This is a genomic window from Agromyces sp. 3263, assembly GCF_031456545.1.
Classification (GTDB): Bacteria; Actinomycetota; Actinomycetes; order Actinomycetales; family Microbacteriaceae; genus Agromyces.
In genome coordinates, this window is record NZ_JAVDUV010000001.1 from 2277480 (window position 1) to 2293263 (window position 15784).

Genomic DNA, 15784 nt, shown 5'->3' on the forward strand with positions numbered 1-15784 from the left:
TCGGCGACACCGTCATCACCCGCCGGAACGATCGCCGGCTTCGCACCGGACAAAGCTGGATGCGCAACCGGCGACGGATGGACCGTTGCGACCGTGCGCAGGGTTAGCGGGCTCGAGATTCCCCGGCATATCCGCCGTCGCGGACTCCTAGATGTGCGTCGACGCCCCTGTCTGGAGCGGTCGGAGCAGGTCCGTCACCGAAGAGGGAGAGCGCGTCGGTCACTCGATTGTCTTCGTTCGGGAGCCCAATCAACGAAGCACCCCCGAACGTGGGGCGCGCATACCCGCCACCCTTCCCGCCCTTGTCTGTGGACTCTGAAACAATGCTGAATACGCTCTCCGACCGACTTGGCGAGTGACTCGTGCCGAGGATCCGAATGAATGTTGCTGTTGCGCTGCCGCTGGTCGGTGTGCCGTGCGCCTTGGAGTCGACTCGATGAAGGCAGACTCCCCGAAATGGATCGTCATGGGTCCGGCTGCGTCGCCGGCTGAACAGGCTGCCCTCAACAAGCTGCGCGACCTGCTGCCCGACGACGGCATCACCACGGGGTGGGTGAACGTCACGTTCGTCGACAACCAGGGCGGCTTCAACGAGGTCGACGTGCTGTTGCTGACGAAGAACGGCCTGTTCGTCGTGGAGCTCAAGGGCTGGCATGGCACGGTGCTGGTCAAGCCGAACCGTTGGTTCCAGAACGGTAAGGACATGGGCAACCCGCCCGTCGCGAACAACAACAAGGCCAAGCGACTGTCGGGGCTGCTGCAGGGCGTGACGATCAAGCACGCTGCCGGGTTCAAGCTGCCGTTCGTGCGATCGGTCATGGTGCTGCACGGCGCGAATTCCAACGTCGTGGTGCAGGGCAAGATCGAAGCGCTGACCACACTCGACGGCTACAGTGTGAGCCTCAAGGGCGACGGGGTGTCCTTCTCGAAGTTCCTGGCGACGCCGGCGACGCACGCTGACGATCTGGTCAGCGAGGCGAAGGCAAAGCAGATCCGAGCCGTGATCGCCGCCGCCGATCTGAAGCCGACTCCGAAGACTCGTAAGGTTGGTGACTACGACCTGGCCGACGCTGACCCGCTGGGGGAGGACGAGGAGTGGACGGACCTCCTCGCGACGCACCCGATCACGAAGGATCGCCGTCGCATCCGCGTGTTCAAGGTGCCCCGCGGCGCGTCGAAGGAGATGGCGTCCGACATCCAGCGTCACGCGCTCCGTGAGTACCGACTGACGAACGGCATCTCACACCCTGGTATCACCCGTCCGCTCGAATACGTGGATTCCGAGGTCGGCCCGGCGCTCGTTTTCGCATACGACGAGCGAGAGCAGCCGCTCACCGACTACCTCACCGAGCACGCCGCAACGCTTTCGCTCGACGAACGGGTGGCGCTGATCCGCAAGATCGGTGAAGTCATCAAGGCGGCGCATTCGCGGCGGGTGATGCACCGCGCGCTCTCTCCACTGCGCGTTACCGTGCGCGCGAGCAAGAAGAAGGGCGCGACGGTCGCGGTTCGCGACTGGTTCGCCGGTCAGCGCACGAGCGAGGGTTCGACGCTGTCGCGCACGTTGCTTGGAACAAACGACATCCCCGAGGCGATCGACGAAGCGCAGTGGGGATATCTCGCGCCCGAGGTGGTGCAGTATCTCGGCGAACCATCGCCGATCGCGCTCGATGTCTACGGTCTCGGCGCGCTGGCATACCGCATCCTGACGGATCGCGACCCTGCTGAGAACGGCAAGGACTTACACGAGCTGTACCAGTCGGCATCGTCGCTTGATCCGATCGCGGTGCAGCCGGATCTTCCCGAGGTGTTCGCGAAGGTCGTGCGCGAGTCGACGGCGTTCGATGAGGCTCATCGCCCGACCGATGTCGGCGCCTTGCTCGCGCTGTTCGAGGATGCGTTCCGCGACTACGCAGGTTGGGCTGAGCCGGTCGCCGTCGATATCGACCCGTTGGATGCTTCGCCGGGTGAGATCGTTGGCGAGCGCTTCGAGATCAAGGCGCGGCGCGGTTCGGGCACGACGGGTGTTGCCCTGCTCGTGGACGACTACGACTCGGGTCGCGAAAGCGTGATTCTGAAGCTCGCACGAGATGAGGATGCCGCGGCGCGACTCGCGGTTGAGGCCGAGGTCCTTCGTGGCCTCGATCATCCCCGCGTCGTGAGACTCCTCGATGGCCCGCTCGAGGTGGGTGGCCGGGCGGGGCTCCTCTTGAGCGATGCGGGCGCGGAGACGCTCGCCACGCGGCTGCAGACTGAGGGTCGCTCGACGCTCGAGCAGCTTGAGAACTACGGGCGCGACCTCCTCGAAGCGGTGCGGTACCTCGACTCGAGGGGCATCTTCCACCGCGACATCAAGCCCGCGAACCTGGCGATCGCGCCTGACCCGGGCACCCGTAAGCCGCGACTGACGCTGTTCGATCTCTCGCTCGCTCGCGAGCCGCTCACGCACACGAAGTCGGGTTCCCGCCCGTATCTCGACCCGTATCTCGATCAGCCGGGGCGGCGCGAGTTCGACCGGGCGGCGGAGCTCTTCTCGGTGGCGGCGACCTTGTTCGAGATGTCGGCCGGGGTGCCGCCGTTCTGGCCTGGCGGCAACGCACCAGAGCGTCCCGACGAGGCGGCGGTGGTGCAGGCGAGCCAGTTCGAGGAGTCGGTGGCGTCGGCACTCACGGAGTTCTTCACCCGGGCGCTCGCTCCGGTCGCGCGTGACCGATTCGAGACCCTCGAGACCTTCGCGGCCGCTTGGCAGGGCGTCTTTACGCCCCTTGATCTGGTGGTCCAAGATGACTCGGCGACCGAGCAACTCGACGCCCTGGCCGCATCGGCGACGCTCGACACTCCGCTCTCCGATTCTGGGTTGAGCGCTCGCGCCCGCTCGGGCCTCACCCGCCTCAGAGTGTCGACGGTCGGAGAACTCCTTGGCGTACCGCCGATGCAGATCAACCAGATTCGTGGCCTCGGTGAGTTGCATCGCAAAGAGGTACAGCGTCGCGTCCGCGAGTGGCGGACGCGACTGGCTGCGGGATCGAGTCCCGCAGCCACCGAGACGCCGGCCGGTCGGCAGTCGATCGAGCAGTTCCGGTCGAAGCTCATTCCGCAGCGCCGTACGGCTGAGAACTCCAAACAGATCGAAGTGCTTCGCCTCCTGCTCGGCGAAGACGAGACGCCGGGCGGCGTGGCTTGGCCGACGCTGACGTCGATCGCTGATCGCCTCGGCCTGCAAGTGGCGGCGGTGTCGCGTCTCGTGACCGAGGCGGTGCGTCGTTGGCGTAAGGACAGCAAGCTCCTGCAGATCGCGGTCAACGACGTCGTGCGTATCGTCGCCGACGCCGGGCTCGTGGCGACGCTCGATGAGGTGGCCGACCAGTTGCTGATGGACTACGGCTCGTCGAAGGTCGGCGATGAGCGTCGCCGGCACGCACGTGGGCTTGTGCGGGCCGTCATCGAGCTGGATGCCGCCGCGGAGACCCCGCGGCTCGACAAGCGTCGCCCGCGTGATGACCAGGCTCCCGTGTTGCTCGCCATTGTCGGTGACGCTGACCGGCCGTCGTCGGAGCAGTTGCTTGCGATGGGGCGGCAGCTCGGCGATGAGGTCGACAAGCTCCTGCGTACCCAGGATGTGGCCCCTGCCGCAGCCGTGCGTGACCGACTTCGACGACTCGTTCCCGATCAGGTGTCGCTGTCGGATGCCCGACTGCTCGAGCTCGCCGTTGCGGCGTCGACGACGGGTGCGAAGTCGAGTCTCGACGAGGTGTATTCGGTGGATCTCACGCCCGCCCGCGCGATCGAGGTGACACTCGCCGGGGTCGCCGTACGTGAGCTTTCCATCGACAGCATCGAGCGCCGTGTGCGCGGACGGTTCAGGCGTATCGCGGCGATCCCGTCCCGGCCTGCACTCGACGAGATCATTCAGCGGACGCATCCGCACCTGGAGTGGAACTCCGGGCGCTACGCGGTGCGCGAGGGGTCGACGTTCGGCGCCTCGACGCGATCGGTGACGACGTTGCAGGGCTCCCTCCCGAACGACCAGTTGGCGCGCGCCCTCGCCGGGTCGGTGCAGGAGCGCAGTGCCCTAGCGCTCACGACGGCGTGGTCGCATTACGACGCGGCCGCGGCGACGCTCAGCGCCCGATTCGGCCTCGAGGTCGTCGACCTGGCCGCGCTCGTGGTTGAACGACTGCATGAGGCCGCGGCGCAGCTCGGTGCCGACTGGGCGGTCGTGGTCGGTGCGGACGCACCGTCGGCGGGGGCTGGCGACCGACGCAACCTGCAGGAGCTCGCGAAGCGGGCGGTCACCGAGGCGTGGGCCGGACTCGAGGCTCGCACAGAACCGTTGCTCTTCACCGACCCGGCGGTGCTCGCTCACCTTGGGCTCGTCGACCTCATCGGGCGCGCGATGGACCTGACGACCGCCCGTGCCGGCGCACGCTGGTTCCTCCTTCCGCAACGCTCGGCCGCCGCAGTGCCCGACCTCGACGGGGTGCCGATGCCGTTCGGTGCCGATCGTTGGATCGAACTCCCCACGAATCTGGCAGCGGTGCTGCCGACGCAACCCACGAAGGTGACGAAGTGATCGACTCCGCCCAGCTCCTTGCCGACCTCAAGGGGCAGCTCAAGCTGCTCGAGGCCGACCTGACGGCGCGCGCCGATGATGTGACGAACGGGTGGGGTGCAGCACTCCGCACCGAGCACGCGAACGCGACGGCGCGCGAACGCACCGGCCTGCCGTGGATCGACTGGCGCAACGGCCAGGTCGCCCAGGCCGCGGTGGCTTGGATTCTCGCGACGGTGTTCATCCGCTTCGCCGAAGACAACGATCTGCTCGAGGGTGTGACGATCGACGGTGCACGCGCGGCACTGCCCTGGTTCGCCGGCCCCGGCGAAAGGCTGGAGCGGGCGGTCGAGCACCAGTCAGCGTTCTTCACGGCGAACCCGACGGCGGCTGGCCCGGACTGGCTCAAGCAGTCGTTCTCGGCGCTCGCGTCGCTGCCCGCGGGGCGCGCGCTCGTCGACCCCGCGCACTCGCCGGTGTGGAGGGCGCCGATCTCGGGTGAAGCGGCCGACCGGCTGCTCGACTTTTGGCGCGTGACGGATTCGAGTGGTGCGCTTGTGCGCGACTTCACCGACTCCGCGCTTGACACCCGGTTTCTCGGCGACCTCTACCAAGACCTCTCGGAGTTCGCGAAGAAGCAGTACGCCCTGCTGCAGACTCCGGTGTTCGTCGAGGAGTTCATCCTTGACCAGACGCTGACCCCGGCGATCGCCGAGTTTGGGCTCGAGAGCTTGAAGCTCATCGACCCGACGTGCGGCTCGGGGCACTTCTTGCTTGGTGCATTCGGCCGGCTCGTGGACGCGTGGACCGTCGAAGCACCGGCATTGGATGCTCGAGAGCGTGTTGCGAAGGCGCTCGCCTCTGTGCACGGCGTCGACCTCAACCCGTTCGCGGTCGCGATCGCGCGCTTTCGGCTCACGGTCGCCGCGTTGCAAGCGGCGGGCGACCGAACGCTTGTCGCCGCACCTGACTATCACCTCAAGCTCGCAATCGGTGACTCGCTGCTCGGCTCGCAGGCGTCGAGCGTGAGGCTCTTCGACGGTGAGAATGCTGATGCATTCGAGTACTCAGTCGAAGACCTCGCGGGATACCACGGCATCTTGCAGCAGAACCAGTACCACGTCGTCGTGGGCAACCCGCCCTACATTGCTGTATCCGACCGGGCCCAAAAGAAGACCTATGGGCAACTCTATTCCGCGTGCTCCGGTCATTGGGTTCTCTCGGTGCCCTTCATGCAGTTGTTCTTCGAACTCGCGGTACGAAGCGAATCAACGGCCGGATCCGGTTATGTGGGACAGATTACGTCCGACTCCTTCTCGAAACGCGAATTCGGCGAAACTCTGGTTCGTGACTTCTTGTCAGGGAACGACCTTGCCAGTCCGGTCGATCTAACATTGGTGGTCGATTCAGCGGGCGCATGGATCCCTGGCCACAACTTCGAAGGCACTCCAACCGTAATGCTTTTCGGCAGGAGGCGACGGCCGATTTCAACCACCGTGCGCGTGGTCGAAAGCATCCGAAGCGAAGCGGGACGACCGGAGGTCCCTTCCCGTAGCGCCACCTGGCAGGAGATAGTCGCTGCGGCCAACGGGGAACTTCTGTCTGGCGAGTTCGTGGCGGCCGAGGAATCCCCGCGGAGTCTGATTGCTGAGCACCCCTGGGTTCTCCGACACGGAGCAAAGCCGCTTCTGGACCAAATGATGGCGTCATCTGGACGTCGCGTTCGTGGCATGGTTGCACGAGCTGGGTTCTTTGGTGTCGTCGGCGTGGATGACGCGTTCGTGGTTCCGCAGGGCTTTGCGAGCAGAGTTCATCTTGAGAGCAGTTTTCGAAGGCTCGCAATCGGCGACGGAGTTCGTGACTACGCCGTGGACGCGAATGAAGAAGTCTATTTTCCGTATTCCTCGACGCACGTGCTAGATGGCGAACCCGCACGATTCCTTTGGCCGCTCCGTTCCTCGTTAGGTGGAAGGGCCTCATATTCGGGCCTCTCGTACGCGGCGGAGGGGCGTCCATGGCACGGCTGGCACCAACTTCCTCTTGATTCTGGTGCTAGTGCCGTATCAATTGTTTGGGCGGAGGTAGCTACGCACAATCACTTTTCACTTGATTCCGGATCGTATGCGTTTAAGCAAACCGCGCCGATCTTGAAGTTTGCCGGCAGTGTCTCGGGCGAAGACATCGAGGGACTCCTCGGTGTCCTCAATTCTTCAGTTGGTTGCTTCTACCTACGCCAGGTTTGCTATCCAAAGGATCGTTCGCCTGAAGAATGGCGCAGTCGGTTCGCATTCAACGCGACGAACGTCACCAGAATGCCGTTGCCAGACCAGCTCCCGAACGTCCGCGGCAAGGAGCTGGCGCTGCTATCTCGCCATGTCTCGAGCGCTGATGCTAGCGCCATGCTGAATGGCACTGGAACCCGGAGAGACTTTTCCGAACGCGCAGCGAAGATGGGCGCATCATGGAATCTGTTTCGAGGCCGCATGATCTTCGAGCAGGAAGAACTGGACTGGGATGTCTACCGCCTGTATGGACTGATCGACGATGACCTGACGTACTCAGGTGACTTTGACGGGCTCGATCTCGGACAGCGCGCCTTCGAAATTGCCCTTGCACGTCGCGTTGCCGCTGGTGATGAGCAGACCATGTGGTTCGCAAGGCATGGTTCGACTCCAATCACCGAACTGCCGGTCGAATGGCCGACAGACTACCGCGCCGTCGTGGAGCGTCGGCTCGAAGCGCTTGCCGCGAATCCGGGGGTGCGCCTGCTTGAACGACCCGAGTTCAAGCGACGCTGGGCGACGCGGTCGTGGGACGATCAGCTCGCCGATGCGCTCCGCGACGCGATGCTCAACCACCTGGAGTCCGCCGCACACTGGACCGACATGAACGGCCGCCCGGTGACCCGCTCGGTCAACGAACTCGCTGATCTCTTGAAGTCCGACGCCTGGTTCGTGGAACTCGCGTCGCTTGCGTACGGCGCCGATGCCGATCTCCGCACGGTCATCGGCAAGCTGCTCGACGACGAGTCGGTGCCTTACTTGGCGGCGCTGCGCTACAAGCCGAGTGGGTTCGAGAAGTTCCGGGCGTGGGAACACACGTGGGAGTTACAGCGCGCTGAAGATCGGGGTGAGCGCGTCGAGGTGCCTGTGCCGTCGAAGTACGGGCAGGGTGACTTCCGCAAGTCGACGTACTGGAAGGCACGCGGCAAACTCGACGTGCCGAAAGAGCGCTTCATTTCCTACCCCGGCACGAACCGAGCCAACGACCCGAGCCCGGTCTACGGCTGGGCCGGCTGGAATCACGCCGATCGGGCTCAGGCCCTTGCGCGCCTCCCGATGGAGCTGCTCGCGGCTGGCGCAACGTCCGACGACCTCGCACCCCTGATCGGTGGGCTCATCGAACTGCAGCCGTGGCTCGATCAGTGGCACGCCGAGCTCGACCCTAACCTCGGCGTCAGCCCTGCGTTGGCGATCAGCGGCCTGACCGACCAGTTGCTCACCCAACTCCAGCTCGCGCGCGACAGTGTCACCGGGTGGCAACCGCCCGTCGCGACTCGTGGCCGCGCCGCCTCGAAAGGCACCAAATGACCGCCCTGCCGCTCACCACGCCGCTTCGTGACCTCATCACGATTCCGACGCGCATCGACTCCGCCGACTTCGTGCTCAAACTGCACGACGGCGTCGCCGCTGCCGACCGCACTCTCGCCGACTATGTAGTCACCGACGCCATTGCCGAGGCGTTCGACGACGCACTCGGTCTCGTCGAGCATGCCGTGACGAACCGCACGTCGCGCGGCACGTACATCCACGGCTCGTTCGGTGCCGGTAAGTCGCACTTCATGGCCGTGCTGCACCTGCTCCTCACCCAGCACTTGCCCGCGCGCGAAGTGCCGGGCATCGGGCCGGTGGTGAGCAAGCACCTCGACGTGCTCGAAAAGCGCTTCTTCGCCGTCGACTACCACCTGATCGGGGCGAAGAGCTTCGAGTCGGCGCTGTTCTCGGGCTACCTCGACACCGTCGCGGCGAAGCATCCGGAATCACCTCTGCCGTTCCTCCACGTCAGCGACCAGCTTCTCGAAGACGCCAAGCAGCAGCGCGCAACGTTCGGCGACGACCAGTTCTTCGCGGCCGTCTCGACCGACAGCACCGGCGGCGGTTGGGGTGCGCTGGCGACCGGATGGGATGCGGCATCCTTCGACGCCGCGATTGCGCAGTCGACCGGTAACGCGGACCGCGACCGACTCGTGAGCGACCTCACCTCGACCCTGTTCAAGGGCTACACGAACGCCGGCGCCTGGGTCGACATCTCGACGGGTCTGAAGACCATCAGCAACCACGCTCAGAGCCTCGGCTATGACGGTGTCGTGCTGTTCCTCGACGAACTCGTGCTCTGGCTCGGCCAGCACATCTCCAACCAGGAGTTCGTGCAGGGCGAGATATCCAAGGTCGCCAAGCTTGTCGAGACCGGGACCGGTAGCCTTCCCGTGCCCTTCATCTCGTTCGTCGCCCGGCAGCGCGACCTCGCGCAGTTCCTCGGCAGCAGCACGCTCGGGGTCGAGCGTGAAGCGCAGCAGCAGACCTTCAACTACTGGGACGACCGGTTCGACAAGATCCAGCTGCGCGCGGCCGACCTGCCGAAGATCGTCAAGCAGCGCCTGCTGCAGCCAGTCGATCAGGACGCCGACGACACGCTCAAGTCGGCGCTCGCCCGCGTGCGCCACGACAACACCGCCTGGAACAACCTCCTCGCCGACGAGGCATCCTCGGGCGAAGCCGAGTTCTCGAGCGTGTATCCGTTCTCGCCCGCGCTCGTCGACGCGATGGTCGCCCTCTCAAATCTCATGCAGCGGGAGCGCACCGCGCTGAAGCTCATGGGTGAGCTGCTCGTCGACGGTCGCGACGAGCTCACTGCCGGCGACGTCATCCCGGTTGGCGACCTGTACGAGCCGGTCGCGCTCGGCACGCTCAAGCCGCTGGACGACACGATGCAGCAGCACTTCGCGATCTCGGCGACGTTCTACGTCGAGAAGCTTCGTCCATACCTGCTCAATAAGCATGCGCTCAGCGAGGAAGCCGCCGCGGGGCTGCCGCGAATCCACCCGTTCCGCAACGAAGACCGTCTCGCCAAGACGCTGCTCGTCGCGGCGCTCGCCCCCGGCGCAGCTTCGTTGAAGAACCTCACCGCCTCGAAGCTGCACTCGCTCAACTTCGGCTCGGTCACCGCGTTCGTGCCTGGCGCGGAGACTGCGCAGACGCTCGGGCTCGTGCGCAAATGGGCTGAAGAGTTCGGCGAGATCCACGTTGGTGAAGGTGTCGACCCCGTCATCTCAGTGCAGCTCTCGGGTGTCGACTACGACTCGATCCTCGACCGCGTGCGCGGCGAAGACAGCCAGCCCGCGCGCCGCGCACTCGTACGCAAGCTTGTGCTCGAGGGTCTCGGACTCGGTGCCACGGTCGGGATGCTCGGCCAAGGCACCCCCTTCCCGCACGTGTGGCGCGGGCAGAAGCGCACCGCGTCGATCTGGTTCGGCAACATCCACAGCGGCAGCAACGACTTCAAGGACTACGACTTCGAGACCGCCGAGGGCGAGTGGAAGGTCTTCATCGACTTCCCCTACGCAGCCGACGGGCAAACCGGTCCGCGCGACGACCTTGCGCGGATCACCGAGCTTCGCGAGAAGGGCATCGTCGCCGACACCATCGCGTGGCTGCCGAACTTCCTGACGGCGCCGCGGCAGAGCGACCTCGGGCGACTCGTCGTGCTCGAGTATCTGCTCACCGAGAACCGCTTCGATCAGTACGCCGATCACCTGCCCGTGAGCGACCGTCCCGCCGCAAGGCAGGCGCTCGAGAACAACCGCAGCAACCTGCGCGAATCGTTCGGTCGCGCACTGCTCAGGGCGTACGGAGTCTCTGCGCCCGACGCCGCCGACGTCGACGAGCAGCTCCTGCCGAGCGAGACGTTCACCTCACTCGTGCACGGGCTCACCCTACAACCGCCGGTCACCGGCACGCTCGCGGGCGGCCTCACCGGTGTCCTCGATCAGGCGTGGAAGAACGCGTACCCGAACCACCCCGATCTTGGCACTGTCGAGGTCAAGCGCCGGGAGCTCGACGAGACGCTGGCGCTGCTCGCCGAGACGGCCGAGCATTCTGGACGTCTGGAGTCGCTGAACCCGACCCAGAAACGAGTCGCTTCTGCCGTCGCCGTGCCGTTGAAGTTCGGCGTGCGCAACGAGAACATCTTCACCGCCCAGCTCGCTCAGTTCGGATGGCGCGACGATTTCACGCGCTGGGAGGCCGAACTCGGCGCTGCACTTACGGCAGCCGCCCTACGCGCGCGGCTCGAGCCCTGGGGCATGTCGCGCGATCTCGAAGACACGGTGCTGCTCGGCTGGTCGATCGTCGCCGACCGCGAATGGGTGCGCGGGGCCGCCGCCGTCGACCGACCAGCAGTCGGTTCGGTCACGGATGACCTCGTGCTCCGAGCCGCGAATCTGCCCGATGAAGATTCGTGGACGCGGGCGAATTCGGTCGTTGCGCCGCTATTCGGTATCAGGGCGGAGACGTACCGCAACTCAGGGGCGGTGCGGCGGCTCGGTGCGGCGATCGTCGACGCGGCGAAGTCGAAGAGTTCCGCAGCTTCCGAGCTCGTCTCGCAGCTCGAGGCGCACGCCGGGCAACTTGGCATCGACACGACGGCGGTTACCGGGCGGCTCGCGACCGCACGTAACGCGTCGGAGCTGCTCGGGTTGCTCGCGAAGGAGAACGAACCGAGGCTTGCGATCATCCGGCTCGCCGACACGACGCTCGTCGACTCGGCAGACGTGGTCGGCAAGTCGATCGCGAACGCAGATGCCGTCTCTCGGGCGCTCGAGGGAGCGGGCTGGGACTTCATCGCGAAGGCGGCGACGCTTGGTCGCGCAGAGGTCGACGACGCCATCGCGACACTTCAGCACGCCGCCGCTTCCAACGAGGCCATCGCACAGCTCGTTCCTCGACTGACCGAGGCCGCGCGCGTCGCGCGTGATGCGGTCATCAATGTGCCTGGGCCGACCCCGCCGAATCCTCATGCGCCGACGCCGCCCGCGCCGATGCCGCCTGGCCCTGCTCGTCCTGACGGGCCGACGAGCGGGTCAACGTCAGCGGCTCCTGGCGAACTCGACTCGACGATCTCGAGTCTGCAGAAGGCGCTCGAGGCAGCACTCGGTGCGAATCCGAACAAGCACGTGCGCATCGACTGGTGGGTTGAGTGACCTTGGCCGGCGAAGCATCCTGGGCACCGGTGCTCGATGAGGCGACCCTGCGGGGCCGGCTTCGGCAGTGGCGCGACGACGGCAAACGACGAGCCAACATGCTGCTGCTTCGCGCCAACCCGACGTGGAGCGGGCCCTCGTCGCTGACCGTCGGTGACGAGCACGTGCACGTCATCAACGGCATCTCACAGCTCGCCGTGCTCGACGCCGTACACCAGTACTCTGGCGAGCCGATCGTCGTACTCACCCACCTCGACGACCAGCAGCTCGGCAGCGCCGTGCGGCTGCGAGCGGAGCGGTACGCCGTGCAGTCTGTCGACGCCTGGGAACTCGTGCCCGGGTTGTTCAAGGTCAGCGACCCCGTCGTCGACCGCAGCGTCCGGGAACTCGGCAGTTGGCTACCGCCGTTCCTGCTGACCCGCCAGCGTTCGGCGGGGTGGCCCATCGCGCGCGGGGGCACGCTCAGCGGCGACCACGTCATACGGGCGATCCTTGCCGATCTCATCGGTGTCGACAGCGCCGACGAGGTCGACCTACTCGCCGTGCTCGAACACATCGACGAACCTCAAACCGTTGCGCGCTTATACGACTACAAGGCCGACGAACTCGCCGGCGTGCTTGCCGCCACTAAACGACACGTGGGCGGCAGCGCCGCCCTCGCAGTGGAGTCGAAGGCGCGATCGAAGTCGTTCTCGACGCTCGCCGTGGCGCTCGTGGCCGACATGCTGTGGAACGGTCAGGCCGACGCCACCGCACGTGTGCGCTTCGATGAACGCTTTCTCGGCGGTAAGGCTGCCGAGACCGACGTGCGACTGCTCGGTGACGCTGCCCGGGCCATCATTCTGCGTCGCGAAGCAGCTGCAGACGTGCACCTCAATGATGTGCTTCGCCAGGCCGAGGCGATCTTCGCTGACCTCGATTGGACCGACGGCGCGTCCGACTCGTCGGTGCTGCCCGCGGGACTCGAACGTCGGTACGAGCAGCTCGCGGCGGCAATCGAAGCAGCGGCTGCTGACGCATCCGAAGGCCGCACAAGCGCAGTCGACGACGCGCTTGCCGAGGTGCGCGCGCACCTGCTCGCGACGCATGATGCTGGCGAGTTGCTTGGGGCCGAGATGGCGACCCGACTCACCCGTTGGCTCGCGTCCGAACCGTCAGTTCTCCCGTCATCCTTCGGGGAGGCAGCAACTACTTACCTGCACGACTCGGCCTGGGCCGATCGCGCCCTCAGCGTGATCTGGAACGGCTCGGCTCGCACCGCATTGACGAGCGCGTATCGGTCGCTCGCCGAGCGGGTTGGCGAACGGCGCGGCGCTGAGGACGCTGCCGCAGCAGCTGTGCTCACCGGAGACGTGCCAACCGACATCGCGCCGATCGAGTCGTTGCTGGCCAGGGTCGTCGAACCGCTTGCGCGCGAGCGCGTGCTGCTCATCGTGCTCGATGGAATGTCGGCAGCAGTCGCCGCTGAGCTCGCCGACGAGGTTGGACGACTCCGCTGGGTGGAAGTCCTGCCGAACGACCTCACCAAGCGTGAGGCAGCGCTTGCGACGCTCCCGAGCGTCACTCGCTACTCGCGCTCGTCGCTCTTCGCCGGCCGGCTCACCGACGGAAACCAGAGCACGGAGAAGACTGCGTTCGCGAAACTCACCGGAGGGATGCTCTTCCACAAGGACGACCTGCGCTCGTCGGCGGGCGCACTGTTGCCAAGTGCCGTCGAGACGGCTGTCTCGACGGCGGGTCCCAAGGTCGTCGGCGTGGTGCTCAACACCATCGATGACGACCTCGCGAAAGCGGACCCCGACTCGACACGTTGGACGCTGAATCGTGTCGCGAACCTTGCACCCTTGCTCGCTGCGGCTGCCGCCGCTGGACGAACTGTCGTACTCACCTCCGACCACGGCCACGTCATCGAACGCGGCGGTGAGTACCGCGCGAACGACAGCGGTGGAGCACGCTGGCGCACGGCGACCGGCGCCCCGGCCGCCGACGAGGTACACGTGTCGGGAGCCAGAGTGCTTGCGCCCGGCGGCTCAGCAGTGCTCGCGCGAGCCGAAGGGCTCCGCTACACGTCCAAAGCCGCCGGATACCACGGCGGGGCGGCGCTTGCGGAACTCACCGTGCCGATCGTGGTCTTCCGGCCCGCAGGTGCCGAAGCGCCGAAGGGATGGCACGATGCGCCGCCCCAGGCGCCCGACTGGTGGTACGAGCGGGTGCCGGCTGAGGCATCCGCAGATATTGCGGTGCCAGACGCCCCAGTCGCCAAGCCAACGAAACGGTCAGCAAAGCCTGCCGATGTCGTGCCGATGTTCGAGTTCGCCGTCGACGAGTCGAGCGACAAGCAACCCCTGGCATCCGATCTCCTGAGCGAGATGTTGCTCGCGTCAGAGCTGTACGTCGAGCAGCGCAAGCGGCTGGGCCGACACCCGCTCGATGATGCCGTGGTCGCGAGCACTGTCGACCTCATCGACGAACGTGACGGTCGTGTCCACCGAGACGTGCTCGCCGCGCGGCTTCAGCTCGCACCGGCTGCACTTGACCTCACGCTCACGGTGCTCCGGCGACTGCTCAACATCGACGGATACGACACCGTTACCACCGATGCCGACGAGGTCACGATCGTTCTCAACCGCGAGCTGCTGCGCGAACAGTTCAATCTGAAGTAGGCGCCCGTGACGTGGATAGCGAACGGTCGGCGCCTGACTCCGAGCGCTGCACAGTCGAGGATGCTTGCGTACGCCGATGCGATGGCCGGCGAATGGTCCATGACCAACCCCTCTCCCGCATCACAAGCGCAGCTCAGGGCCGCCATCGACGGGCTCCTCGAGCAGATCGATTTCGACGCCGACGATTGGTCGACCAGGCGTTCATGGGCGGCGAGAGCCAAGCGTGATATGCGCGATCACGTTCAGACCTGGCTTTGGGGGCTGGCCGCGAACAGAATGCACAGCCGGTTGGCGGATCCCTCGTCCTGGTCTGCACCGACCAAACGGGACGACCCACGTTCGGGGGCAACGGAGGTTGCCTCGGGTCCGCAACCCGGCCCGCAACCGTACGGGGTGTCCTTCCGCGGGTCGGCGGCGCTGGTTCGCGATTGGCTTCGACATCTCGGTGTGGCTGATACGCGCATCGAAACCGAAGCCAGCGCCAGCGACGGGTTCGTCGAGGTCATCTCGCGCTTCTACGTGGCGTGGGTGATCCACAGCGCGAGTCATGTGGATGCGGTGACCGTGCGAGGTCTCAGGGATTCGGCCGCAGAACGAGGTCGAGTGCCGCTCCTGTTCACCAGTGCGAGGTTCACTGCCGAGAAGCCATCGCGCTGGCGAATTCAAGCTACGTCGCCCTGCTTATCTTCGATCCCGAGGCTGGGGAACTGTTCGGCGAGAACGATGTCGGACGAACCTTCCGGCGGCAAGCGCTCGACCCACAACGGACGCTCGAGGCGCTCCGGAATTCGACCGCGATGGCGCGTCGTATCGAAGCGGACGTGTCGGAATTGCCGGCCGCCTGGGGAGCGCCGCAGCTCGACGATCGGACACCCCTATCCAGGACGGCAGTGCAGGTCGCACTCCCGGATCTGGACACCGCCGAAGACAACAGCCGCACAATCGAACTCGATCTCTCTGACCCTGAGACCACGCCCCCACGAGTCATTGAGCCAGCGGTTCGTATCAGCACGTTGCTGATCGCCTCAGAGACCTACGCCTTGCAGAAGAAGCGACTTGTTCGTCGTGCCCTTGATGATTCGGTCGTCGCGCGGATCGTCGACGCTGCGGATGATCGAGACGGGAGAGTGCGCCGCGAAGTGCTCGCTGACATCCTTGGAGTGACGCTTGGAGGCGTGGACAATGTGCTCGCGGTCCTTCGTCGCACACTCAACGTCGATGGATTCGAGACGGTTTCGACTGACGCAGATCAGGCGAGCATCGTGATCGATCGTGCGTTGCTGCGTGAGCAGTTCAGTCTGAGGTAGGAGC

The 15784-nt window shown here is 65.7% G+C and carries 5 protein-coding genes; all 5 read left to right on the top strand.

Annotated elements, in window-relative coordinates:
- Positions 1–436 precede the first annotated feature (436 nt).
- The 5 genes from pglW to J2X63_RS10540 all read left to right on the top strand — a co-directional run bounded on the left by pglW (position 437) and on the right by J2X63_RS10540 (position 15780).
- On the top strand, positions 437–4573 hold the full coding sequence (pglW, locus tag J2X63_RS10520; RefSeq protein WP_309976823.1) for a BREX system serine/threonine kinase PglW: 4137 nt from the start codon (positions 437–439) through the stop codon (positions 4571–4573).
- The gene (pglX, locus tag J2X63_RS10525) at positions 4570–8142 is read left to right on the top strand and encodes a BREX-2 system adenine-specific DNA-methyltransferase PglX (RefSeq protein ID WP_309976825.1); all 3573 of its coding nucleotides are present in this window, start codon (positions 4570–4572) and stop codon (positions 8140–8142) included. Before pglW ends, pglX begins: the two co-directional genes overlap by 4 nt.
- Positions 8139–11810, top strand: a complete 3672-nt coding sequence (locus tag J2X63_RS10530) for a hypothetical protein (protein WP_309976827.1) — start codon at positions 8139–8141, stop codon at positions 11808–11810. Before pglX ends, J2X63_RS10530 begins: the two co-directional genes overlap by 4 nt.
- Before the next feature lie 29 nt (positions 11811–11839).
- Positions 11840–14473: a BREX-2 system phosphatase PglZ gene (pglZ, locus tag J2X63_RS10535; protein WP_309976828.1), complete on the top strand. Its 2634-nt coding sequence runs from the start codon at positions 11840–11842 to the stop codon at positions 14471–14473.
- Between the two features lie 524 nt (positions 14474–14997).
- Complete coding sequence (locus J2X63_RS10540) at positions 14998–15780, top strand: hypothetical protein (protein ID WP_309976830.1); 783 nt, start codon at positions 14998–15000, stop codon at positions 15778–15780.
- Positions 15781–15784: the final 4 nt, after the last annotated feature.

Bases quoted from the DNA above. Each gene is read 5' to 3' on its own strand.
- pglW (WP_309976823.1), top strand. From the start codon at position 437: ATGAAGGCAGACTCCCCGAAATGGATCGTCATGGGTCCGGCTGCGTCG.
- J2X63_RS10530 (WP_309976827.1), top strand. From the start codon at position 8,139: ATGACCGCCCTGCCGCTCACCACGCCGCTTCGTGACCTCATCACGATT.